A 22,509-nucleotide genomic window follows, 5' to 3' on the forward strand; every position below is an offset into this window, starting at 1 on the left:
CTTTCGATGAGTACGGCTGACGCCGCACGACGCGACTGGCGGGAACGCATCCACCAGGCCTCCGGGCAGGTCGCGCCGGTGACGCAGATCGCCCTGCCCGCGCCCGCCGGCCTGCGGGCCACTCCGGGCGCCGGTCACGTGACGCTGACCTGGGACCCGGTGCCGGGCGCCATCGGCTACCTGGTCCACCGCGACGGCGTCCCGGTGACGCAGCCCGACGTGGACGTGCCCGCCGTGCCCGGATGCCGGTACGTCGACACCGGGCACGGGCCCGCGACCTACACCGTCGCCGCGGTCGCCACGATGGAACTGACCGGGCCGCCGTCGCAGCCGGTGTCGGCCGCGCCCCTGCCGCCGTCGGACCACGCCGAGGTGGCCGAGGTGTCGGTGGCCGTGGACGCCTCGGCGGTCACCGGGACGCTGGCCCGGCCGTGGACCCACATGATCGGCTCGGAGCACCTGTCCCACCTGCTGTGCCGGGACCGCACCGGCGGCCGCCCGATCGGCGCCGAGCTGGCCGAGGCCCTGCGGATCATGCGGGAGGAGTTCGGCGTGCGGACCGTGCGCGCCCACGCCATCCTGGGCGACGACCTCGGTGTCTACCGGGAGGTCGACGGCGCGCCGGTCTACGACTTCACCAAGGTCGACCAGGTGTACGACACGATCATGTCCTTCGGGCTGCGCCCCGTCGTCGAGATCGGGTTCATGCCCCGCGACCTGGCCGCCGACCCGGGCAAGACCGTCTTCGCCTACCAGGCGATCATCTCCCCGCCGAAGGACTACGGCGCGTGGGGCGACCTCGTGCGGGCCCTGGTGGAGCATCTGGCCGGGCGGTACGGCCTGCGCGAGCTGGTCGACAACTGGGCCTTCGAGGTGTGGAACGAGCCCAACCTGGCGGTCTTCTGGTCCGGCACGCCGCAGGAGTACTTCCGCCTCTACGATGTCACGGCCGCCGCGGTCAAGAGCGTCGACCCCGGCCTGCGGGTCGGCGGGCCCAGCTCGGCCGCCAACGGCTGGGTGGAGGAGCTGCTCGCCCACGTCCGCGCCTCGGGCGCGCCGCTGGACTTCGTCTCCACCCACACCTACGGCAACGCGCCGCTGGACTGGCGTCCCGCGCTGGAGCGGCACGGCCGGGCCGGCACGCCCGTCTGGTGGACCGAGTGGGGCCCCACGCCCACCCACTTCCACGGCATCGGCGACGGCCCCTTCGGCGCGGCCTTCCTGCTCCACGGCATGAAGTCCGCCGCGGGCCGGGTCGAGGCCGTCTCCCACTGGGTGGCCTCCGACCACTTCGAGGAGCTGGGCCGCCCGCCCCGCCTCTTCCACGGCGGGTTCGGCCTGCTGACCGTGGGCAACCTCCGCAAGCCGCGCTTCCACGCCCTCACCCTGGCCCACCGGCTCGGCGACCTCGAGCTGGCCACCGGCCTGTCGGGCGACGTCGGCGGCGTCGAGGCGTGGGCGGCCCGGCACCCCGACGGCCGGGTGGGCGTGCTGGTGTGGAACGGCACGCTCAACAACGCGCAGGCCGCGGGCGCCCCCGAGCTGGCCCGGCGGGTACGGCTGGCCGTCACCGGGCTGTCCGGGCGGCACACCGTCACCCACCACCGCATCGACTCCGAGCACTCCAACATCGAGGCCGTGTGGGAGTCGATGGGCGGCGGCGACTGGCCGGCGGCCGGCCAGTGGGACAAGCTGCGGGCGGCGAACACGCTGGAGGAGCTGGAGCCCGCGCGGACCGTGACAGGCGACGTGGAGCTGTCGTTCGAGCTGCCGATGCCGGGGGTGTCGTTCGTCGAGCTCGTGCCCGAGTGAGCCCGGCGGTCACCCGTGCCGGCGGGGACGGCTGTAGGACGGCTGCGGGGGTGGGCTACGGCACCCGGGCCACGCCGCCCAGCACCCCGCCCATGCCCAGCCCCGGCGGGGTGAACGGCTCGTCGTTGCGCCAGTCCTGCACCGGCACCACGCCCGGCTCCAGCAGCTCCAGCCCGTCGAAGTAGCCCCGGACGGTCTCCCGGTCCCGCCAGGCGATGGCCCCCGAGCGGGTGCGCCGGTAGACGCCCCTGGCCTCCTCGACCTTCTCGGGGACGGTCGAGTCCTCCTCGACGTAGGCGTGGGAGACGACCAGGTAGCCGCCGGACACCAGCGGCTTGCGCAGCGCGGCGACGATCCGGGCGACCTCCTCGTCGTCGGGGAAGAAGTGGAACACCGCCGCCACGATGACGGCGACGGGCCGGCTGAAGTCGAGGTGCTCGGCGGCCGAGGCGAGGATGCCCGCCGGGTCGTGCAGGTCGCCGTCGATGATGACGGTGTCGGGGTTGTCGGCCAGCAGGGCACGCGCGTGCGCCAGCACGATGGGGTCGTTGTCGACGTAGACGACCTTGGCGCCGGGCGCGACCCGCTGGGCCACCTGGTGCACGTTGTCCTGGGTCGGCAGCCCGGTGCCGATGTCGAGGAACTGCCGCACGCCGGAGCGGGCCAGGTGTTCCACCGCGCGGATGAGGAAGCCGCGGTTGGCCAGGGCCATCTCCCTGACGTCCGCGCCCAGCTCGCCGGCCAGGGCGATGATCTGCTCGGCGGCCTCCCGGTCGGCCGGGAAGTGGTCCTTGCCGCCGAGGTAGTAGTCGTACATGCGGGCGACGCTCGGCACGGTGGGGTCGATGCCTGCTGGCACTTCGGTCATGTGGTGATCGTACGGAAATCTCGGGGTCTGTCACCCTCGAGGCCGCCTGACCGGGCCGGTCGTCAGCGGATGGCGGCCTCCCGGGCGGCGTCCAGGACGCGCTGCGCGTCACGGCCGAAGAAGCCCCTGGCCAGCAGGCACAGCAGGCCACCGGTCACCATCGGGGCGATGAGGATGTACATGGCGGTCAGCAGCGAGCCGGCCTGGTCGGAGGAGAAGCCGACGACCAGCGGGCCGAAGGCCGCGCCGGCGGTGATGAACAGCTGGACGATCGCGAAGGCCAGGCCGCGCGAGTCGGCGCGGGCGACGTCGGCGATCGAGGCGGTCATGGTCGGGATGGCCACCGACGACAGCGTCCAGGCGAGCACGCACAGCGCCAGGAACGGCCCGTAGGAGCCCATCAGGAACGCCGCGCCCTGCACCAGCGAGCCCGCCGTGATGCCGACGCCGCCGACGAGCAGCTGGCCGCCCTTGAGGACGCCGTGCACGCGCTTGGCCAGCCAGGCGCCGATGAGCGTGCCCGTGACCACGCCGGCGACGCTGAGCAGCCCGGCGGTGGACGACGCCTGGGCCAGCGGTACCTTGAACTCACGGAAGATGAGGGACGGCAGCCAGTAGTGGATGCCGGCCAGGCCCAGGGTGAGCAGCCCGAGGCCGACCGAGACCAGGGTGACGGTCGGCACGCGCATGAGCTCGCCGAACTGCCCGGCGAAGCGCAGCCTGGCGGTCACCCGGTCGCTCAGCTTCTCCCCGGTACGGCGGGCCGTGGCCGCGGGGACGGGGACGGGCTCCCCCCCACCGCGGGCGATGACCTGGTCGAGGAAGCCGCGCGGGGGTTCCTTCAGCCACCACACCAGCAGCGCGGTCAGCACGCCGGGGATCGCCATCACCATGAAGGTCATCCGCCAGCCCAGGGCCTGGCCGAGCACGCCCGCCAGCGCGGTGCCGATGCCGCCCAGGTAGGTGGTGATGCGGACGATCCCGTACGCCTTGGCCCGGTTGACGGGCGGGTAGTAGTCGGCCAGGAGGCTGCCCGAGGCCGGGTTGTCGATGTTCTCGGCCGCCGCGAGCAGCACGCGCATGAGGAAGAAGATCGAGAACGTGGCCGCCAGGCCGGAGCCGAGCGTGGCCAGGCCCCAGCAGAACACGACGACCGCGATGACGCCGGTGCGGCTGTAGCGGTCGGCCAGCCAGCCGGCGGGCAGGGCGACCAGCGCGGCGGCCAGGGCCGCGGCGCTCGGGATGGCTCCCGCCGCGGTGTCGCCGATGGCGAACTCCTCCTGGATCAGCGGCAGCACGCCGCTGATCAGGCTGGCCTCGATGCGGTCGACGAGGCCCACCACGAACAGCACGACGAGCGGCGCCCAGCCGAACGGTGCCAGGTCCTTGGCGCTGATGCCCCTGCTGGGCGGCGCTCCCAGCCGCCCGCGGTCCGGTGCGACGACCATGTGCCCTCCTCGTCCCGAGCCGAGTTCTAAAATCTCGTTCTAGTTTCGTGGCTGTGCCACAAATCACACCAACAGACCAGATGGTTTGTGAGGATGTGACCCATGAAGGACCTCGCCGACCGGCTGCGCCGCTTCGCCGACGACCGCGACTGGCACCGGTACCACACGCCCAAGAACCTGGCGATGGCCCTGGCCGGAGAGGTGGGGGAGCTGCTGGCGGAGCTGCAGTGGCTCACGCCCGAGGAGGCGGCGCGCGTCATGGAGGACCCGGCCTCGGCCGCCCGCATCCGCTCCGAGCTCGCCGACGTGACGCTCTACCTGGTACGGCTGGCGGACGTGCTGGGCGTGGACCTGGTCGCCGCCGCGCACGAGAAGATCGACGTGAACGAGCGGCGCTTCCCCCGCGGCGGCCGCGCGTGACCGGCCGTTTCCGCGTGCCGGGCGGACCTGGTGTCGCACCTGCGGTTGGACCGTGCGAAGCTGTGGATGTCCCTACACCCAGGAGGTCCTCATGACTGAGTCCGCAGAGGAGCCCGAGAAGGCCGAGCAAGCTCCAGAGGATGAGATGAAGCGCAAGTTCCGCGAGGCGCTGGAGCGCAAGCGCAACCAGCATGCCGGAGGCGACGCGGGTGGCAGGGGCAGGGATTCGTCGAAGATCCACGGCGCCCACGGCCCCGTCGGCGGAAAGCGGCAGTTCCGGCGCAAGAGCGGCTGACCCGAAGGCTCCGACGCCCTGGTCGGGAGCCGGTTGAACAGGAGGCGCGGCATGCATGCCGCGCCTCCTGTTTTGGCTGATCAGGTAGATCTTTTGTGCGTTTTATGGGTTTAGCTTTGCACTTGCCCGTTTCTTGGCCTAGTGTCCTTTGACGTCAAGAAGCCCCCAAGGGGGCCTATGCCGAGTCCCGCGCCGCGCGGGAGCCGGGGACCCAACTTCTGGGGTGAATCCGACAGCCATGTCGGTAGGGCAGCTCCATGTCCGAACCCGTCAGCTAACCCGGTAGGCGAGATGGAGAGGACCTTTGCCATGCGCTTTGACCACGACAGGCGCTTTGACCACGACAGCCCGGATCGCCGTGCCCTGACCGCGCCCGGGTGCTGATCGTCAGCCTTCCCCAGGCTTTCCCCCTTTTCTTCAGGCGCCGCGCGTAGCGACCGTCCGGCCATCCTGCCCGGCTACGCCCTGCTGATCTCCGCTGATCTCCGGCGCCCTTCCCCCTGTCCCCGCACGAAGGACTTCACCTTTCCATGTCCGTCCGCTTTGCCCTGCGCTCTTTCGCCACGGTCTCCTCCGCGACCCTCGCCGGGCTCGCCGTCTTCGCCTCGCCCGTCTCCGCCGACGTCGACGTGACCCCCGTGAGCCGTCAGCTGGAGAAGCAGGTCCTGCTCAAGGGCTCCACCACCGCCTCCTACTACTGGGACGACGGCTCCGGCCGCGCCGGCGACACGGGCCTGCCCGCCAGCGGCCACCCCATGCAGAAGGGCATGGCCGCCAGCCCCAGCTGGCCGCTGTTCACCGAGGGCTACGTGGTCTACAAGGGCAGGAAGGCGCCCTTCTTCGTCGGCGACCGCGGCCCCGGCTCCCCCTCCAACCGCGGCATCATGCTCGACCTCGACGCCAAGACCTTCGCCTACCTCCTCGGCGGCCGGTTCAACAGCCGCACGCTGCACGTCGACGGCGTCGGCGGCCAGGGCCACATCAAGGTCGAGTACGTCATCACCAAGTGGGGCCCGGGCGTGGGCAAGAAGAACCACCCCGTCCCCTTCTCCACCGGCGCCTGGTCGCGCAGGGACCGCAACCCCGCCAAGCCGCCGAAGGACCAGCCGGTCCAGGTCGCCAAGGCGCCCGCCAAGGCCAAGACCGAGATCCCGGCCGAGGACGAGACCGCGAACAAGGCCGCGAACAAGGCCCCGGCCGGCTCGGGCGGCGCCGGGCAGCAGGCCATCACCGGCAAGACGGCGACCACGACGGCGACCACGACGGCGACCACGAAGACGACCGCGGCGGCCGCCAAGACCCGCGGCGAGCAGGACGGCTCGACGACCCCCGCCGCTCTGCTGGCCGGGCTGGGCGTGCTGGGCGGCGGCCTGTACCTGGCGCGCGGCAAGGTGCTGCGCCGCCGGGCGAGTCGCTGACCCCGGGCTTTACTACAGCGAAACCGAATGACATTCTGGTTCCCGTGACCATGCGCGCCAACGCCAACGGGATCGAGATCGCCTACGAGAGCTTCGGCCGTCCCGGCGGACAGCCCCTGCTCCTCATCATGGGTCTCGGCAGCCAGATGATCATGTGGGACGACGAGCTGTGCGAACGGCTCGCCGAGCAGGGCCACCACGTGGTCCGCTACGACAACCGCGACGTGGGCCTGTCCACGCACCTGACGGAGCTGGGCGCGCCCGACCTCGGGGCGGTCATGGCCGGCACGGGCACCGCCCCCTACTTGCTGGCCGACATGGCCGACGACGCCGCCGGCCTGCTCGACGCGCTCGGGTGGGAGGCGGCGCACGTGGTGGGCGCCTCGATGGGCGGCATGATCGCCCAGGAGCTGGCCATCCGCCACCCGGACCGGGTGCTCACCCTCACCTCCATCATGTCCACGCCGAGCCCCGAGATCGGCCGGCCCACGCCGGAGGCCGCCGCGGTGCTGTTCTCGCCGCCCGCCCGGGACCGCGAGGCCGTCGTGGCCGGCGCGCTGGAGGTGTGGCGGATCCTCGGCTCGCCGGGCTACGAGATGGACCGCGACCGGATCGCCCGGATCGCCGGACTCGCCTACGACCGCGGCCACGACCCCGCCGGGGTGAGCCGCCAGCTGGCCGCCGTCCTGGCCTCGGGCGACCGCACCGAACGGCTGGCCGCCCTGCGGATCCCCGCCCTGGTGATCCACGGCGAGGCCGACCCGCTCGTCCAGCTCGAGGGCGGCAAGGCGACCGCCGCGGCCATCCCCGGCGCGCGGCTGGTGACCTACCCGGGCATGGGGCACGACCTGCCCCGCCCGCTGTGGGACCCGATCATCCGGGAGATCGCCGCGCTGACGGCCTCCCGTTAGATCCGGTACGGCTCGCGCCCGTCCCCCTCGGGGCGCGAGCCGTCCCGGCGCTCACATCTCCAGCTTCTCCTCGATGGACTTGAGGTGGTGGCGGGCCAGCGCGAGGTTGGCCCTGGCGCGGTCGAGGGCCAGGTAGAGGAACAGGCCCTTGCCGCCGCGCCCGGTGATGGGGCGGATGATGTGGTACTGGCCGGACAGCGTGATGAGGATGTCCTCGATGCTGTCGCTGAGGCCGAGCGTGTCGATGGTCCGCATCTTGGCCTTGACCACCTCGGTGTTGCCGGCGGCGGCCACCTGCAGGTCCAGTTCCTTGGACCCGCCCAGCATGCCGAGCGCCATGCCGCTGCTGTAGTCGACGACCGAGGCGCCGAGGGCGCCGTCGATGGACATCATCTCCTTGAGGGAGACGTCCATGCTTGCCATCACTTTCCTCCAGTGTGGGATGCGATGGCGGCCAGGTTCGCCGCCGTCTTCCGGCCCTCCAGCCGCAGCAGGCCCAGGTTGGCGCCCGGTTCCGCGACGACCGCGAGGACGATGGTGGGGCCAGCCGCGTAGAAGGCGGCCAGGCCGGCGCTGCCCGAGACGACCGTCTCCTCCAGCGCGCCCTTGGACGAGAGGGTGAGCATGCGGCGGCTGAGCGACAGCAGGGCCGAGGACAGGGCGGCCATCTGCTCGGCCGTGTCCCACTCCGGCTCGCACGCCACGATGAAGCCGTCCACCGTGCAGGCGAGGCTGCCGGCGATGCCCGGAGTGCGCTCGCGCAGGCGGATCAGCTCCTTGAGCACGTCCTCGCGCGTCTCCATGGACGGTCTCCTTCCAGCCCTCACGAACGAGAGGAACCTCACGCCAGCTCCTCCAGCGCCTTCCTGAGCCTGAGCAGCACGGCCAGGTCGGTGTGGCCGGTCGGCGGCGGGGGCGGCGGGCCGCCCGTCCTGGGACGCCGGGGGAGGGCCGCCCGACCCTCGCCGTCGGGCGGCCTGTCCAGCAGTCCCTCCGCGGCCATCCGCCGTACGGCCAGCAGCACGGTGAACGCGGGCCGCCCGAGCCGCCTGGCCAGCTCCAGCGGGGTGGCCTGGCCGTCGGCGCGCGTGAGGATCTCCCACTGCAGCGCGCTCAGCACGACGTGGTGGCCGGGCAGCCGGGCGGCCGGGACGACGGGACGCCCGTCGAACTCGGCCGAGGGCCAGGCTTGCTCCAACGCGGCCCTCCTCCTCCGGCACTCGCGCAGCAGGCCGGTCACCTCGAAGTACCACTGGGGGCTGAGCCAGTGCCGCTCGCCTGGCACGAATTTGGGACGGCCGGTCGCGGCGGGCAGCAGGAAGAAGGCGGCGTCCATGGTCACCAGGAGCGCGCAGTACTGCAGCTCGCCCCGGCTGACCACGCCCTGCTCGACCAGGCCGGGACCCTCGCCCTGGATGGCCCTGCGCAGCGCCGCCCTCGACCCGCGCCCCGCCGCGACGAGCAGGTCCTCCAGCCGGACGGCCGTGACGCACTCGCCGTACGTCACCCGCCCGCCGGTGAGGAACAGCGTGCCCATCCGGCCGACGCGCAGCGCGCCGGAGGCTCCTTCCGCGGCCAGGCCGGTGAGCGTGTCGTCGAGCGGGGCCATCGGCTAGGCGTCCAGCCTCGCGGCGATGGACTCCAGCCGGTGCCTGGCCAGGGCCAGGTTAGAACGCTCCAGGTCAAGGTGGACGTAGACGACGAGCGGGCCGTCGAAGCGGGTCTCCAGCGGGCGGAACAGGTGGTAGCCGCGGTCGCTGACGACGATCATGTCGGCGATGCGGACCGTCCCGCCGGCCGAGGTGGCCAGGCCCTCCATGGCGGCGCGCAGCGTCTCGCTCAGCGCGGCGGCCGAGTGCTCCAGGCCGGGGCCGAGCCCTCCGGAGGCGACCGGCATGCCGCTGTTGTGGTCGACGATCAGGGCGTCGAGGGCGCCCGGGATGGCCATGACCTCGGTGACGAAGTCGTCGAGTCCAAGCACCGGGACAGCGTAAGGAAGACCCCCTCACCTGACAGGTGAAGAAATTTCAGGAACTACAGATCCTTCTACCTACATAGAAGGAAATGTCCACCGGTTGGCAGCTTCCTCAACTGTCACTCTCGGGCAGCAGCGCCTTCTCGTCCGGCTTGAACACCAGGACGTTGTCCACGTACGACTTCACCGCCGCGTCCAGCCCCACGTCGCGGCCGGCGGCCTCCGACAGGTACCACCGGTGGTCGAGCACCTCGTGGAACAGCTGGGCCGGATCGAGCTTCCTGCGCAGCTCCTCGGGCACGGCCGCGATCGTCGGCTGGAAGACCTCCGCCAGCCACCGGTGGGCCACCACCGCCTCGTCCTCGTGCCGCAGCCCCTTGGCCACCCGGAACCCGTCCAGGTCGTTCAGCAGCCGCCGCGCCTGGTTCTCCTCGGCGTCCAGCCCGGTCAGGCGCAGCAGGCGGCGTTGGTGGTGCCCGGCGTCGACCACCTTGGGCCGCACGATGAGCCGCCCGGTGCCGACCTTGCGGCGCACCATCATCTCCGCCACGTCGAAGCCGAGCAGGTTGAGCCGCCGGATGCGCTGCTCGACCCGGTGCCAGTCGACCTCCTCGATGATCTCGTCCTGGGTCAGCTCCGCCCACAGCCGGTGGTAGCGGGCCACGATGTCGTCGGCGGTCTCCTCCGGGTCGACGGAGGGGTGCAGCAGCTCGCCGGCCTGCAGGTCCAGCATCTCGCCGAAGATGTTGGTGTGGGCGATCTCGATGTCGTGCAGCCGCTGCCCCTCGCTGATCATGGGGTGCTCCTCGCCGGTCTCGGCGTCGACGAGGTAGGCGGCGAAGGCGCCCGCGTCGCGGCGGAACAGCGTGTTGGACAGCGAGCAGTCGCCCCAGTAGAAGCCGACCAGGTGCAGCCGCACCAGCAGCACGACCAGCGCGTCCAGCAGCCGGGTCAGCGTGTCGGGGCGCAGCGTGCCGGACATGACGGCCCGGTAGGGGAGCGAGAACTGCAGGTGCCGGGTGATCAGCGCGGCGTCCAGGCCCTCCTCGCGGCCCGTGACGTACGCCACCGGCTCCACCGCGGGCGCGTCCAGCCTGGCCAGGTCCCACAGCAGCTTGTACTCCCGCTTGGCGTACCGCTCGCTGATCTCCTTGATCGCGTAGACCCTGCCGTTGAGCCTGGCGAAGCGCACCACGTGCCGCGAGATGCCGCGGGGGAGGTCGACGAGGTGGTGCTCGGGCCACTCCGCGAGGGGGAGGTGCCAGGGAAGGCGGATGAGCTCGGGCTCGCCCAGCGCGCCGGTGATCTGGAGGGCCATGGATCTCAGGATATGGTGCGGACGTGGACGAGTTTCTCAGCTGGTACTTCTCTCACAATCCCATCAGCGCCACGCTTCTCGGGGCGGAAGGCTACGAGCGCACCCTCGGCGACTTCACCGCGGCCGGCCTGGAGTCCTACGTCAGGGAGGCCGCCTCCTGGCTGGAGCGGCTCTCCGCGACCGAGGACGGCTCGCTCGACGACCAGCTCGACCGGGGGCTGGTGATGTCGCACCTACGGGGCGAGCTCGCCCTGGCCGAGTGGCCGTGGTGGCGCCGCGACCCGTCCGCCTACCTCGGCGCCGTCTTCTCGTCCCTGTTCGTCCCGTTCCAGCGCGCACTCAAGCCCGAGGCCGAGCTGGTGGAGGCCGCCGTCGCCCAGCTCGCCGAGGTGCCCGGGGTGCTCGCGGCCTGCCGCGCCAACCTGGACCCCGACCTGGCGGCCGACCTGCTGGTCAAGCGGGGGCTGGGCCAGGCGCGCACGGCCCGCGGCCTGATCACCCGCACGATCCCCGGCATGGTGCGGGACGAGGCGCTGCGCGCCCGCCTGGCCGAGGCCGCCGAACCCGCCGCCCGCGCCTTCGACGACTTCGTCGCCTTCCTGGAGGGCTTCCGGGCCGGGGGCACCTGGCGGATGGGGGAGAAGCTCTACTCCACGCTGCTGCTGGAGCGCGAGATGCTCGGGTACGGCGCCGCCGAGCTGCACGAGAAGGGCCGGCGGCAGTGGGCCGAGCTCGACGCGGAGATGGCCCGGGTGGCCGCGCGCCTCGGCCAGGACAACTGGCGCGCGGCGCTGGAGGCGCTGATGGACGACCATCCGCCCACCCTGGCGGCCATGCGCGAGGAATACGAGGCGGAGACGCGGCGGGCGCGCGAGTTCGTGCTGGCGCGCGACCTCGTCACCTTCCCCGAGGGGGAGGAGTGCGTCGTGCTGCCCTCGGCCGAGTACAACCGGCCCATCCTGGCCGTCGCCCACTACATCGCGCCGCCGCCGCTCACCCCGTCGCGCAAGGGGTACTTCTTCGTGCCCTACACCCCCGACGACTTCACCGAGGAGCAGGTACGGCAGCGCCTGCGCAGCAACTACCGGGCCAGCATGCCGGACACGGCGGTGCACGAGGCGTATCCGGGACACCACTGGCACCTGTCGCACATGGCGGGCAACCCGCGGGCGGTGCGCAAGGTGTTCCGCACGCCGTACTTCACCGAGGGGTGGGGGTTGTACGTCGAGAAGATGATGCACGAGCAGGGGTACTTCGACACGCCGGCGACCGAGCTGGCGTTCCTGGACGGGCGCATCTTCCGGGCGGCGCGCATGGTCGTGGACACGGCGCTGCACTGCGACGACATGTCGATCGAGGAGGCCGAGCTGTTCATGGCCACCAAGTCGGCGCTGTCGGCGGAGACGGCCAAGGGCGAGGTCAACCGCTACTGCGCCTGGCCGACCCAGGCGCCGTCGTACCTGACGGGGGCGCTGGAGATCGAGCGGATCAGGGAGCGGTTCTCCGGGTCGCTGAAGGACTTCCACGACCGCATCGCGGGCTCGGGCGGCCTGCCGCTGGGCCTCGCGGAACGCGCCGCCCTCGGCTAACTCCGGCGGGGGAAGGTGGGCGGGGTGCGTGAGCGCTCCGCCACGGCCGCGAGCTGCGCCTCGGTGAGCAGCGCCGGCGTCCCGACCCCCGACGCCCGGACGTAGACCTCGCACAGCCACTCCAGCAGCCGCGCCCGCTCGAAGGCCTCCTCCATCGACTCCCCGATCGCCACGGCCCCGTGGTTGGCCATGAGCGCCGCCGTCCGCCCCTCGAGCGCCGCCTGCACGTTCGCCGCCAGCTCCGCCGTGCCGTAGGTCGCGTACGGCGCCACCCGCACCGGCCCCCCGAGCTGCAGCACGTTGTAGTGGATCGCCGGCAGCTCCCGCATCGTGCTCGCCACGACGGTCGCGAACGTCGAGTGCGTGTGCACCACGGCCCGCGCCGGCGTGGTCCGGTAGACCGCCAGGTGCATGGGCGTCTCCGACGAAGGCTGCAGGTCGCCCTCCACCAGGTGCCCCCCGACGTCCACGACGGGGCACCGCTCCGGCGTCAGCCGGTCCAGCGCGAGGCCCGCCGGCGTGACCGCGACCAGGTCGTCCCGCCGTACGCTCAGGTTGCCGGAGGTCCCGAGGACCAGGCCGAGCTCGACGGCGCGCCTGCCGTACTCGCAGAGCAGTTCCCTCATGCACGCGGACCCTAGCCGGTCGCGGCGCCGATCGCATTTCGGATCCCCCTGGGTCACGGCTGTGTTGCGCCTCTTGACGCAGCTCGGCACCCGTTCGTACTGTCGGGCAATCGTTTAGGAAACTTTCCTATTAAATCTCGGACAGGAGAGCCCGCATGACCCATCCGGGAGAGCTCACCAGGCGCGACCTGCTGCGCCGGATCGGCCTGACCGCCGTCGTCGTCGGCCCGGGCGCGGGCCTGCTGTCGGCCTGCGCCACCGGGGGCGGCTCCCAGCCCTCCGCGGCCCCCGCGACCACCGCAGGCGGCGTCGCCACCAGCCCCGCCAACCCGTTCGGCGTGGACGCCAAGAAGCCGCTCGAGGTCACCATCTTCAGCGGCGGGTACGGCGACGCCTACGCCAAGGACATCCACGAGGCGCTGTACGCCAAGAAGTACGCCGGCGCCCAGATCAAGCACAACGCCACCCAGAACATCGGCACCCAGCTGCGCCCCCGCTTCCTGTCCGGCGACGTGCCCGACGTGGTCAACAACTCCGGCCCCGAGGCGCTCGACCTGGCCGCGCTGGCCGCCGAGGGACACCTGGCGGACCTGACCGCGCTGTGGGACGCGCCCTCCGCGGACGACCCGGCCAAGAAGGTCCGCGACACCATCACGCCCGCCGCCATCACCAACGCCAAGCTCAACGGCAAGGACCTGGTGCTCAACTACTCGGTGTCGCACCGGGCGCTGTGGTACAACGCCAAGCTCTTCGCGGCCAAGGGCTGGACTGTGCCCAGGACCTGGGAGGAGTTCAAGGCGCTCGGCGAGACCGCGAAGAAGGAGGGCATCCACCTCTTCGCCTACCCCGGCCAGAAGGGCCCCTACTACCAGCTGTGGAACATGCTCTACACGGCCGCGAAGATCGGCGGCAACCAGGTCATCGTCGACATCGACAACCTCGTCGAGGGCGCCTGGAAGTCCGAGGCGGTCAAGGCGTCGCTGACCGCCTGGCTGGAGATCCAGACCGGCTACTCCGACAAGTCCTACCTCGGCCTGGACCACACCCAGACCCAGATCAAGCACCTGCAGAACAAGGTGCTGTTCTACCCGGTCGGCTCGTGGATCGAGAACGAGATGGCCAAGGACAAGCCGGCCGACTTCGAGTACGCCATCGCGCCGGTGCCCAGCGTCACCGCCGCCGACAAGATGCCGTATGAGGCCATCCAGGTCGGCGTGGGCGAGGTCTTCTTCGTCGCGGCCAAGGGCAAGAACCCGCAGGGCGGCCTGGAGTACCTGCGCCTGATGCTGTCCAAGGAGGGCGCGCGCGGCTTCACCGAGAAGACCAAGAACCTCACCGTCGTCAACGGCGCCGCCGAGGGCCTGGACCTGCCGCCCGGCCTGATGAGCGCGGCCAAGGCGCAGGACGCCGCCGGGGCGAACATCATCACCGACGCGCGGTTCGAGGGCTGGTACAAGCCGCTGTTCGACTACGCCACCCAGCAGACCAACTCGCTGATGGGCGGCCGGATCAGCGTCGAGGAGTTCATGGACAAGGTCCAGAGGAAGGCCGACGAGATCAAGGCCGACTCCTCGGTCACCAAGCAGACCAGGGACGCCTGAGCCGATGGGCGAGCGGCTGCGCAAGTACGGCTTCGTCGCCGGGTTCCTGGCCGTCCCGGTGACGCTCTACGTGGTGTTCGTGATCAGCCCGTACATCCAGGCGTTCCAGCTCTCGCTGACCGGCTGGAACGGGATCTCCTCCGTCGTCACCTACGTGGGGCTGGACAACTTCGCCCGGCTGGTCCGCGACGAGGTCTTCTGGCAGGCGCTGCGCACCCACGGGATCACCCTGCTCGTGCTGCCGCTCGTCACCATCGCGATCGCCCTGGTCTTCGCGTTCCTGCTGAACCTGGGCGGCGGCTCGCGCGGCGCCGGCATGGCGGGGGTCGGGGGGTCGGCCTTCTACAAGGTCGTCTTCTTCGCTCCCCAGGTCCTCGCCGTGGCCATCGTCGGTGTGCTGTGGAAGCAGATCTACCGGCCGGACGAGAACGGCGTGATCAACGGCGCGCTCGTCAAGCTGGGCATGGAGCCCGTCGGCTGGATGAGCGAGCCGGAGACCGCGCTGTGGGCGCTGCTCGCGGTCATGGTCTGGCAGGCGGTCGGCTTCTACGTCGTGCTCTTCTCCGCGGGCATGGCGGCCATCCCGAAGGACTACTTCGAGGCGGCGATGCTGGACGGGGCCGGGCGCGTGCGGCTGTTCTTCACCATCACGCTGCCGCTGCTGCGCGACACCCTCCAGGTCGCCTGGGTCTACCTGGGCATCGCGGCGTTCGACTGCTTCGCGCTGGTCAACGTGCTGACCGTGGACGCGGGCGGTCCCGACGGCGCCACCACCGTGCTGCCCGTCGAGATCTTCAAGAACTTCTTCAGCTACTCCAAGGTCGGCTACGCCTCGGCGATGGGCGTGGCCCTGTTCTTCCTGACCATCACCTTCGCCGTGCTGACGTTGCGCGTCACGCGGCGCGAGAAGATCGAGCTGTAGAGCATGCGTGACAAGCCCAAGCCGAGCGTCTTCAGCGCGCTGTCCCACGTCGCGCTGATCGTCTGGACGCTGCTGATCATCCTGCCGCTCCTGTGGATCTTCCTCGCGTCGTTCAAGAACAACACGGAGATCTTCGGCGACGCCCTCCAGCTCCCGGGCGCCCTGCGGTGGGACAACTGGGCGCGGGCGCTGGAGAAGGCCAACGTCGGCATCTACATGGTCAACACGGTCGTCGTGGTGTTCTTCAGCACGGCGGGCACCATGCTGTTCGGCTCCATGGCCGCCTACGTGCTGGCGCGCTACCGGTTCCCCGGCAACCGGCTGATCTATCTGCTGTTCGTCTCCGGCATGGCCTTCCCCGTGTTCCTCGCGATCGGGCCGCTGTTCTTCGTCGTCAAGCAGTTCGGCCTGCTGGAGTCGCACGTCGGCCTGATCGTCGTCTACATCGCCTACTCGCTGCCGTTCACGGTGTTCTTCCTGGCGGCCTTCTTCCGCACCCTGCCGGAGGCGGTGGCCGAGGCGGCCAGGATCGACGGCGCCTCGCACACGCGGACGTTCTTCCAGGTCATGCTCCCCATGGCGAAACCCGGCATGGTCAGCATCACGATCTTCAACGTGTTGGGGCAGTGGAACCAGTACCTGCTGCCGCTGGCGCTGGTGCCCAGCGACCGGAGCAAGTGGGTGATCACCCAGGGCATCGCCGACATCTCCACCATCGCGGGCTACGAGGCCGACTGGCCGGCCCTGTTCGCCGCGCTCAACCTGGCCATCATCCCGGTGCTGATCGTCTACATCGTCTTCCAGCGGCAGATCCAGTCCGGGCTCGGAGCCGGCGCCCTGAAGTAACGTGGCCCTCATGTGGACACAGGTAGGCAACGAGCTGCGGCGCACGATCGAGGCGCCGGACTTCCCCACGGCCATCCGCATCGTGGACGAGATCGCGGTCAAGGCCGAGGAGCTCAACCACCATCCGGACATCGACATCCGCTGGCGCAAGCTCCACCTGTCGCTGACGACCCACGACAAGGGCGGGCTGACGGACCTGGACTACAAGCTGGCCGACATCATCGACGACATCGCCGCCAGACACGGAGCGTAGTCACTAGAGTGTACGGCGTAGCCGTACACTCTGGGGGTCGTCATGCGCCTGCCCGTCCTCGTCTTCGTCCTTCTCGCCACCGGATGCTCGGGCCCCTCGGGCGCGCATCACACCCAGCCGAGCCAGCCGATCCAGCCGATCCGGCTGACCGGCAGCGGCGACCTGATGGTCTACGACAGCAAGCTCGCCCCCGAGGGGGCGCGGCTCAGCGCCACGGTCGACTCCTCCGACACCGGCACGATCTCCTCCCTCACCGTCGAGGGGTTCGTGCCCGGCCGCGCCTACGGCGCCCACCTGCACGCCAAGCGGTGCGGCGCCAAGCCTGACGACTCCGGGCCGCACTACCAGCACGATCCCGGCCACGTCGACGCCAACAGCGAGGTGTGGCTCGACTTCACGACCGACTCCTCCGGCGCCGCGCGCTCCACCGCCCGGCACACGTGGAAGCTCGGCGCCGACCGCCTGCCGGGGTCCGTGGTGGTGCACGCCAAGACCACCAAGCGCGACGGTACGGCGGGGCCGCGGGTGGCCTGCCTCACGCTCGCCAAGGCATAGCTATTCCGGGATGCGGGCCATCATGCGCTCCATCCCGTTGACCCAGTTGTCGCGCAGCGCCCGGGTCGCCGCGGGCAGGTCGCCCGCGATCAGGCTCTCGGCGACGCGGCAGTGCTCGTCGGCCTCGCGCTCCAGCGGCGCGTCGTCGCCCGCCCGCAGGTGGGCGTAGCGCCGCATCCCCGCCTTGACGCTGGTCACCAGGTCCAGCAGCCGCTCGTTGGGGCAGCCGCTGAGCAGCAGGTCGTGCCACTCGTCGTCGTGGCGCTCGATGTCCTGCTGGGCGGCGACGGAGTCGGGGAACTCGCGGGCCAGCCGCAGCAGCTCCGGGCCGATCTTCCGCAGGTGCTCGGGATCCGACAGCTCCAGCGCCAGCGACTCCAGCGCCGCCACGATCTCGCACAGCTCCCTGAACTCCTTGCGGCTGACCGGCGCGAAGCGGAACCCGCGGCCCTGGTTGCTCTCCAGCACGCCCTCGCCGGCCAGCGTGATGAGCGCCTCCCGCAGCGGGGTGCGGCTCACGCCCAGCTCGGCGGCCAGCGCCGCCTCGTTGATATCGGTCCCCGCCGAGAAGTCGCCGCGGTCCAGCCTGCGCAGGAGCTCGTCTCTGATCTGCTCCCGCAGGGGTCGTCTCTCGATCGGCATGGCCACACCTTACCCCTTGACGTCATACAAAATTCTGCACTATGAATTCTGAATACAAAATAGTACATGTCACAGAACTGGAGTCGACGTGCTGGGAATGCCGGGCCTGCTGTTCGGCGGCGACTACAACCCCGAGCAATGGCCGGAGGAGGTCTGGGCGGAGGACGTCCGCCTCATGGCCGAGGCCGGGGTCACCATGGTCACCGTCGCCGTGTTCGCCTGGTCCCGGCTGGAGCCCCGCCCGGGCGAGCACGACTTCGCCTGGCTGGACCGGGTGCTCGACCTGCTCCACGCCCACGGCGTCGCGGCCGACCTGGCCACCGCGACCGCCACCCCGCCGCCGTGGCTCGTGCGCGACCACCCGTCGGTCATGCCCGTGACCGCGGACGGCGTGCGGCTGGAGTTCGGCTCCCGGCAGGGGTACTGCCCCAGCTCACCGGTCTATCGCGAGCACGCCGTACGGCTCGCGCGGACCATGGCCACCCGGTACGGCCGGCACCCGGCGCTGCGGATGTGGCACGTCGGCAACGAGTACGCCGACCACACGCTGGAGTGCTTCTGCGAGGAGTCGGCGCGGCACTTCCGCCGCTGGCTGGCCGCCCGCCACGGGTCGGTCGAGGCGCTCAACGCCGCGTGGGGCACCTCCTGCTGGGGCCAGCACTACACGGACTTCGAGCAGGTCGCGCCGCCCCGCCGGGCGCCGGGACCGGTCAACCCCGGCCAGCTGCTCGACTGGCGCCGCTTCTGCAGCGACGCGCTGCTGGAGCTGTTCGAGGCGGAGAGGGACGTGCTGCGCGAGGTCACCCCGCGGGTGCCGGTGACCACGAACTTCATGAGCATCCTGCACGGGCTGGACTACTGGAAGTGGGCGGAGGCCGAGGACGTGGTCTCCGACGACGCCTACCCCGACCCGGCCGACCCGTCCTCCCACGTGGCCGTGGCGCTGAGCTACGACCTGATGCGCTCGCTGAAGCGCCGGCCGTGGCTGCTGCTGGAGTCCGCGCCGTCGGCGGTCTCCTGGCGGGAGGTCAACGTCCCCAAGCCGCCGGGGGTCATGCGCCTGCACAGCCTGCAGGCGGTGGCGCGCGGGTCGGACGGGGCGATGTTCTTCCAGTGGCGCCAGGCGCGCTACGGGCCCGAGAAGTTCCACTCTGCGCTGCTGCCCCACGGGGGCGAGCGGACCAGGGGGTGGCGGGAGACGCTCCGGCTCGGGCGCGACCTGCGTGCCCTGGCCGAGGTCGCCGGCTCGCACTCCCCGGGCGAGGTCGCCCTGCTGCTGGACTGGGAGAGCTGGTGGGGGCTGGAGGCGCCGGAGTCCATGCCGTCGAACCGGCTCAGGCTCAAGGAGCTGATGCTGGCCTGGTACGCGCCGCTGCACGCGCGGGGGATCCTCGTCGACCTGGCGCCGCCCGGACGCGACCTGTCGGGCTACCGCGTGGTGATCGCGCCGAACCTCTACCTATGCACCGAGGAGACGGCCAAGGAGCTGGCCCGCTTCGCCGGGCAGCTGGTCGTGGGGCCGTTCAGCGGCGTCGTGGACGCCCGCGACCAGGTGCATCCCGGCGGCGCCCCGGGGCCGTTGTGCGAGCTGCTGGGCGTGGCCGTGGAGGAGTTCTGGCCGCTGCCCGACGGCCGCGTCCAGCGGACCACGCTCGGCGCGGCGCGCACGTGGGCCGAGTGGATCCGCCTGGAGGGCGCCGAGCCCGTCGCCCGCTACGAGGGCGGCGACCTCGACGGGCGTCCCGCGATCACCCGCAGGGGCGAGGTCACCTACCTGAGCTGCCTGCTCGACGACGTCACCCCGGTCCTGGACGACGTCCTGACCCGGGCCGGCGTGGCGGGCCTCGACGTCCCGCCGGGGGTCGAGGCCGTCCGCAGGGGCGGCCACCTGTTCCTCCTCAACCACACCACCGAGCCGCGCCGGGTCGCCCTGCCGTGGCCGGGCTTCGACCTGCTCACCCGCAAGCCCATGAGAGACCACGTCGAGCTCCCGGCGAGGGACGCCGTCGTGCTCAGGATCGAAGGAAGCCGTGGCCGAACGAAGTGAGGACACCAATGAGCACAGCACACTCGTGTTTTGAGACCGACGAAGGAGGTCTCAAAACACACCCGTACATTCCGAACTCCGAACCCGGCGTCCGCGCCGAGATGCTCGCCGAGCTGGGCGTCGAAAGCGTCGAGGAGTTCTACGCCGACATCCCCGCCGAGCTGCGGCTGAACCGCCCCCTCGACCTGCCCGAGCCGCTGGTCGCCGAGCACGACCTGGTCCGCCACATGCGAGCCCTGCTGCGCAGGAACACCGACACGGTCGAGACGCTCAGCTTCCTCGGCCACGGCATCTACCCGCACCACGTCCCGGCGGTGTGCGACGAGGTCAACTCCCGCAGCGAGTTCCTGACCGCCTACGCCGGCGAGCCGTACGAGGACCACGGCCGGTTCCAGGCGCTGTTCGAGTACACCAGCATGATGGCCGAGCTGCTGGAGATGGACGTGGTCAACGTCCCGACCTACGACGGCTTCCAGGCCACCGGCACCGCCCTGCGCATGGCCTGCCGCCACACCGGGCGGGCCAGGGTCCTGCTCAGCTCCGCGATCAGCGCCGACAAGCTGAGCAAGCTGCGCGACTTCCTCGCCCCCGACATCGAGATCGTGCTCGCCCCTGTCGCGGGCAACGGCGAGATGGGCGACGTGGGGATCGACGACAGCTTCGCCGCGATCTACCTGGAGACCCCCAACGTCTACGGCGTCGTCGAGACGCGCGGCCGGGATCTGGCCGACCTCGCGCACGCGCACGGCGCGCTGCTGGTCGTCGGCGCCGACCCGATCTCGCTCGGCGTGCTGGCCCCGCCCGCCGCCTACGGCGCCGACATCGCCTGCGGCGACATCCAGTCGCTCGGCATGCACCAGTCCTACGGCGGCGGCCACGCCGGCTACATCGCCACCCACGACCACGAGCCGCTGGTCGCCGAGTTCCCCAGCCGCCTGTTCGGCATCGCGCCGACCGCCGTGCCCGGTGAGTACGGCTTCGGCGACGTCTTCTACGACCGCACCTCCTTCGCCCACCGCGAGGACGGCAAGGAGTGGGTCGGCACCGCGGCCGCGCTGTGGGGCATCACCGCCGGGGTGTACCTGGCTCTCATGGGCCCGCAGGGCATGCGCGAGATCGGCGCGACCATCCTGGCCCGCACCCGCTACGCCATGGACGCCCTCGCGCCCCACGTCACCGTCCTGCACCAGGACGCGATCCACTTCCGCGAGTTCGCGATCGAGGCGCCGCCCGGCCTGCTGGAGCGGCTGCGCGCCAAGGGCATCTTCGGCGGCGTCCCGCTCGACGACCGCACGGTGCTGGTCTGCGTGACCGAGCGCCACTCCATCGCCGACATCGACCGGCTCGCGGCAGCCGTACGGGAGGTCATGACGTGAGCGAGCTTGCCGAGCGAACCAATAAGCACAGCACGGGAGAGTCCTTCGCCGAGCCGCACGGGCAGCTGCCCGTGCGGCCGAAGCCGCCGCTGCGCCGCTTCCACCAGGCCCGCTGGGACGAGCCGATCATCTTCGAGCTGTCGCGGCCGGGCCGGCGCGGCATCGCCGTACCAGAACCGGGCGCGCCGGAGGTGGAGCTGCCCGAGGCGGTACGGCGCGCGCAGCCGCCCAGGCTGCCCGAGCTGTCCCAGCCGCACGTGCTGCGGCACTACCTGCGGCTGTCGCAGGAGAACCTGGGCGCCGACCTCAACGTCGACGTGGGCCAGGGCACCTGCACGATGAAGTACAGCCCCAAGGTCAACGACCGCTTCGCCGCCGAGGTGGCCGAGCTGCACCCCGCCCAGCCGGTCGACACGGTCCAGGGCGTGCTGGAGATCTACCACCGCCTGGAGCGGATGCTCGCCGAGATCTCCGGCATGGCGCGCGTGTCGCTCCAGCCCGGCTCCGGCTCGGCCGCGATCTACGCCAACGTCGCGATGATCCGCGCCTACCACGCCTCGCGCGGCGAGGGCCACCGCGACCAGGTCATCACCACCCTGTTCTCGCACCCCTCCAACGCGGCCTGCGCCAAGACGGCCGGCTACGAAATCGTCACGCTGATGCCCGACGCCGACGGCTACCCCGACATCGAGGCGCTGAAGGCGGCGATCGGCCCGCGCACCGCCGCCCTGATGATCACCAACCCCGAGGACACCGGGATCTTCAACCCGCGCATCAAGGAGTTCGTCGACCTCGTCCACTCCGTGGGCGGCCTGGCCTGCTACGACCAGGCCAACGCCAACGGCATCCTCGGCATCACGCGGGCCCGCGACGCCGGGTTCGACCTGGGGCACTTCAACCTGCACAAGACGTTCTCCACCCCGCACGCCTGCGGCGGCCCGGCGGCGGGCGCGTGCGGGGTGTCGGAGGCGCTCGCGCCGTTCCTGCCGGGGCCGGTGGTGACCTTCGACGGGACCTCCTACGGCCTGGAGACGCCCGAGCGGTCGATCGGGAAGATCCGGCCGGGCCTCGGCGTGACGCCGAACATCGTCCGCGCCTACGCATGGATCATGGCGCTGGGCGCCGAGGGGCTGCGCGCCGTGGCGGAGACCGCGGCGCTGAACAACAACTACCTCATGAGCAGGGTCCTGCGGATCCCGGGCACGTCGGCCCCCTGGGACAAGCGGCGCATCGAGCAGGTCCGCTACTCCTGGCGGGAGCTGTCGGAGGAGACCGGCGTGCACTCGGAGGAGATCGGCGTGCGGGCGGCCGACTTCGGGGTGCACTACTGGACCTCCCACCACCCCCACGTGGTGCCCGAGCCGTTCACGCTGGAGCCCACCGAGTCCTACTCCAAGGAGGACCTCGACGAGTACGCGGCCATCCTCGCCCACGTCGCGGACGAGGCGCGCAGGGATCCGGCGTTCGTCAAGGGCGCGCCGTACAACCAGACGATCCACAAGATCGACCCGACGCCGCTGGACGACCCCAAGCAGTGGGCGCCGACCTGGCGCGCGTACGTCCGCAAGCACCTGGGCTGAGCCGTGG

General features: G+C 71.2%; 23 protein-coding genes and 1 riboswitch. Of the genes, 14 read left to right on the forward strand and 9 right to left on the reverse strand.

What is annotated here, in order from left to right; genetic code table 11:
• Positions 1 to 6 precede the first annotated feature (6 nt).
• Positions 7 to 1,812, forward strand: coding sequence for a GH39 family glycosyl hydrolase (locus BSB02_RS12490; RefSeq protein ID WP_084958923.1), 1,806 nt, complete (start codon positions 7 to 9; stop codon positions 1,810 to 1,812).
• A gap of 55 nt (positions 1,813 to 1,867) precedes the next feature.
• Here the strand turns inward: BSB02_RS12490 and BSB02_RS12495 are convergent, their stop codons facing one another.
• Both BSB02_RS12495 and BSB02_RS12500 read right to left on the reverse strand, forming a co-directional pair.
• Positions 1,868 to 2,680 (reverse strand): SAM-dependent methyltransferase, encoded by an 813-nt coding sequence (locus BSB02_RS12495; protein ID WP_084958924.1) that lies wholly within the window; start codon positions 2,678 to 2,680, stop codon positions 1,868 to 1,870.
• Between the two features lie 62 nt (positions 2,681 to 2,742).
• Positions 2,743 to 4,128, reverse strand: coding sequence for an MFS transporter (locus BSB02_RS12500; RefSeq protein ID WP_084958925.1), 1,386 nt, complete (start codon positions 4,126 to 4,128; stop codon positions 2,743 to 2,745).
• A gap of 102 nt (positions 4,129 to 4,230) precedes the next feature.
• Between BSB02_RS12500 and BSB02_RS12505 the strand changes: the two genes are divergently transcribed.
• The 4 genes from BSB02_RS12505 to BSB02_RS12515 all read left to right on the forward strand — a co-directional run bounded on the left by BSB02_RS12505 (position 4,231) and on the right by BSB02_RS12515 (position 7,172).
• A complete protein-coding gene (locus BSB02_RS12505) occupies positions 4,231 to 4,548 on the forward strand; it encodes a nucleotide pyrophosphohydrolase (RefSeq protein WP_084958926.1) in 318 nt (105 codons plus the stop codon).
• A 91-nt stretch (positions 4,549 to 4,639) separates the two neighbouring features.
• Positions 4,640 to 4,843 carry a DUF5302 domain-containing protein gene (locus BSB02_RS39535; RefSeq protein ID WP_143590554.1) on the forward strand — a complete coding sequence of 68 codons (204 nt, stop codon included), beginning with the start codon at positions 4,640 to 4,642 and terminating at the stop codon, positions 4,841 to 4,843.
• 168 nt (positions 4,844 to 5,011) lie between these two features.
• Positions 5,012 to 5,147: riboswitch (cyclic di-AMP (ydaO/yuaA leader) on the forward strand.
• Positions 5,148 to 5,373: 226 nt separating this feature from the next.
• Positions 5,374 to 6,261, forward strand: a complete 888-nt coding sequence (locus tag BSB02_RS41390; RefSeq protein WP_206184653.1) for a hypothetical protein — start codon at positions 5,374 to 5,376, stop codon at positions 6,259 to 6,261.
• A gap of 50 nt (positions 6,262 to 6,311) precedes the next feature.
• On the forward strand, positions 6,312 to 7,172 hold the full coding sequence (locus BSB02_RS12515; RefSeq protein WP_084959001.1) for an alpha/beta fold hydrolase: 861 nt from the start codon (positions 6,312 to 6,314) through the stop codon (positions 7,170 to 7,172).
• A 51-nt stretch (positions 7,173 to 7,223) separates the two neighbouring features.
• Here BSB02_RS12515 and BSB02_RS12520 read toward each other — a convergent pair whose 3' ends face one another.
• The 5 genes from BSB02_RS12520 to BSB02_RS12540 all read right to left on the reverse strand — a co-directional run bounded on the left by BSB02_RS12520 (position 7,224) and on the right by BSB02_RS12540 (position 10,465).
• Entirely contained in the window at positions 7,224 to 7,595 is a 372-nt protein-coding gene (locus BSB02_RS12520) for a hypothetical protein (protein ID WP_084958927.1), read from the reverse strand.
• Complete coding sequence (locus tag BSB02_RS12525) at positions 7,595 to 7,975, reverse strand: roadblock/LC7 domain-containing protein (RefSeq protein ID WP_084958928.1); 381 nt, start codon at positions 7,973 to 7,975, stop codon at positions 7,595 to 7,597. Before BSB02_RS12525 ends, BSB02_RS12520 begins: the two co-directional genes overlap by 1 nt.
• A 38-nt stretch (positions 7,976 to 8,013) precedes the next feature.
• The gene (locus BSB02_RS12530; protein ID WP_084958929.1) at positions 8,014 to 8,781 is read right to left on the reverse strand and encodes a helix-turn-helix domain-containing protein; all 768 of its coding nucleotides are present in this window, start codon (positions 8,779 to 8,781) and stop codon (positions 8,014 to 8,016) included.
• A 3-nt stretch (positions 8,782 to 8,784) separates the two neighbouring features.
• On the reverse strand, positions 8,785 to 9,153 hold the full coding sequence (locus BSB02_RS12535) for a hypothetical protein (protein ID WP_084958930.1): 369 nt from the start codon (positions 9,151 to 9,153) through the stop codon (positions 8,785 to 8,787).
• Between the two features lie 106 nt (positions 9,154 to 9,259).
• Positions 9,260 to 10,465 (reverse strand): DUF4032 domain-containing protein, encoded by a 1,206-nt coding sequence (locus BSB02_RS12540; RefSeq protein WP_084958931.1) that lies wholly within the window; start codon positions 10,463 to 10,465, stop codon positions 9,260 to 9,262.
• A gap of 23 nt (positions 10,466 to 10,488) precedes the next feature.
• Here BSB02_RS12540 and BSB02_RS12545 point away from each other — a divergent pair, with 23 nt between their 5' ends.
• Positions 10,489 to 12,054 (forward strand): DUF885 domain-containing protein, encoded by a 1,566-nt coding sequence (locus tag BSB02_RS12545; protein WP_084958932.1) that lies wholly within the window; start codon positions 10,489 to 10,491, stop codon positions 12,052 to 12,054.
• Here the strand turns inward: BSB02_RS12545 and BSB02_RS12550 are convergent.
• Positions 12,051 to 12,680, reverse strand: coding sequence for a class II aldolase/adducin family protein (locus BSB02_RS12550; protein ID WP_084958933.1), 630 nt, complete (start codon positions 12,678 to 12,680; stop codon positions 12,051 to 12,053). The genes BSB02_RS12545 and BSB02_RS12550 overlap by 4 nt on opposite strands.
• A gap of 155 nt (positions 12,681 to 12,835) precedes the next feature.
• Here BSB02_RS12550 and ngcE point away from each other — a divergent pair, with 155 nt between their 5' ends.
• The 5 genes from ngcE to BSB02_RS12575 are packed head-to-tail and all read left to right on the forward strand — an operon-like array spanning position 12,836 to position 16,857.
• Positions 12,836 to 14,281, forward strand: coding sequence for an N-acetylglucosamine/diacetylchitobiose ABC transporter substrate-binding protein (gene ngcE / locus BSB02_RS12555; RefSeq protein ID WP_084958934.1), 1,446 nt, complete (start codon positions 12,836 to 12,838; stop codon positions 14,279 to 14,281).
• 4 nt (positions 14,282 to 14,285) lie between these two features.
• Positions 14,286 to 15,203 carry a carbohydrate ABC transporter permease gene (locus BSB02_RS12560; protein ID WP_084958935.1) on the forward strand — a complete coding sequence of 306 codons (918 nt, stop codon included), beginning with the start codon at positions 14,286 to 14,288 and terminating at the stop codon, positions 15,201 to 15,203.
• Between the two features lie 3 nt (positions 15,204 to 15,206).
• Positions 15,207 to 16,049 (forward strand): carbohydrate ABC transporter permease, encoded by an 843-nt coding sequence (locus tag BSB02_RS12565; RefSeq protein WP_084958936.1) that lies wholly within the window; start codon positions 15,207 to 15,209, stop codon positions 16,047 to 16,049.
• 10 nt (positions 16,050 to 16,059) lie between these two features.
• Positions 16,060 to 16,302 carry a 4a-hydroxytetrahydrobiopterin dehydratase gene (locus BSB02_RS12570; protein ID WP_084959002.1) on the forward strand — a complete coding sequence of 81 codons (243 nt, stop codon included), beginning with the start codon at positions 16,060 to 16,062 and terminating at the stop codon, positions 16,300 to 16,302.
• Positions 16,303 to 16,344: 42 nt separating this feature from the next.
• Entirely contained in the window at positions 16,345 to 16,857 is a 513-nt protein-coding gene (locus tag BSB02_RS12575) for a superoxide dismutase family protein (RefSeq protein ID WP_143590555.1), read from the forward strand.
• Here BSB02_RS12575 and BSB02_RS12580 read toward each other — a convergent pair whose 3' ends face one another.
• Positions 16,858 to 17,499 (reverse strand): GntR family transcriptional regulator, encoded by a 642-nt coding sequence (locus BSB02_RS12580; RefSeq protein ID WP_084959003.1) that lies wholly within the window; start codon positions 17,497 to 17,499, stop codon positions 16,858 to 16,860.
• Between the two features lie 97 nt (positions 17,500 to 17,596).
• On the opposite strand from BSB02_RS12580, the gene BSB02_RS12585 reads away from it, so the two are divergent.
• The 3 genes from BSB02_RS12585 to gcvPB are packed head-to-tail and all read left to right on the forward strand — an operon-like array spanning position 17,597 to position 22,502.
• Positions 17,597 to 19,546, forward strand: coding sequence for a beta-galactosidase (locus BSB02_RS12585; protein WP_084958937.1), 1,950 nt, complete (start codon positions 17,597 to 17,599; stop codon positions 19,544 to 19,546).
• An 8-nt stretch (positions 19,547 to 19,554) separates the two neighbouring features.
• Positions 19,555 to 20,922 carry an aminomethyl-transferring glycine dehydrogenase subunit GcvPA gene (gcvPA, locus tag BSB02_RS12590; protein ID WP_084958938.1) on the forward strand — a complete coding sequence of 456 codons (1,368 nt, stop codon included), beginning with the start codon at positions 19,555 to 19,557 and terminating at the stop codon, positions 20,920 to 20,922.
• Positions 20,919 to 22,502 carry an aminomethyl-transferring glycine dehydrogenase subunit GcvPB gene (gcvPB, locus tag BSB02_RS12595; protein ID WP_206184655.1) on the forward strand — a complete coding sequence of 528 codons (1,584 nt, stop codon included), beginning with the start codon at positions 20,919 to 20,921 and terminating at the stop codon, positions 22,500 to 22,502. The genes gcvPA and gcvPB overlap by 4 nt, the downstream gene beginning before the upstream one ends.
• Positions 22,503 to 22,509 lie beyond the last annotated feature (7 nt).

The organism is Thermoactinospora rubra (assembly GCF_002093975.1).
In the GTDB taxonomy this organism is placed as follows: Bacteria; Actinomycetota; Actinomycetes; order Streptosporangiales; family Streptosporangiaceae; genus Nonomuraea; species Nonomuraea rubra_A.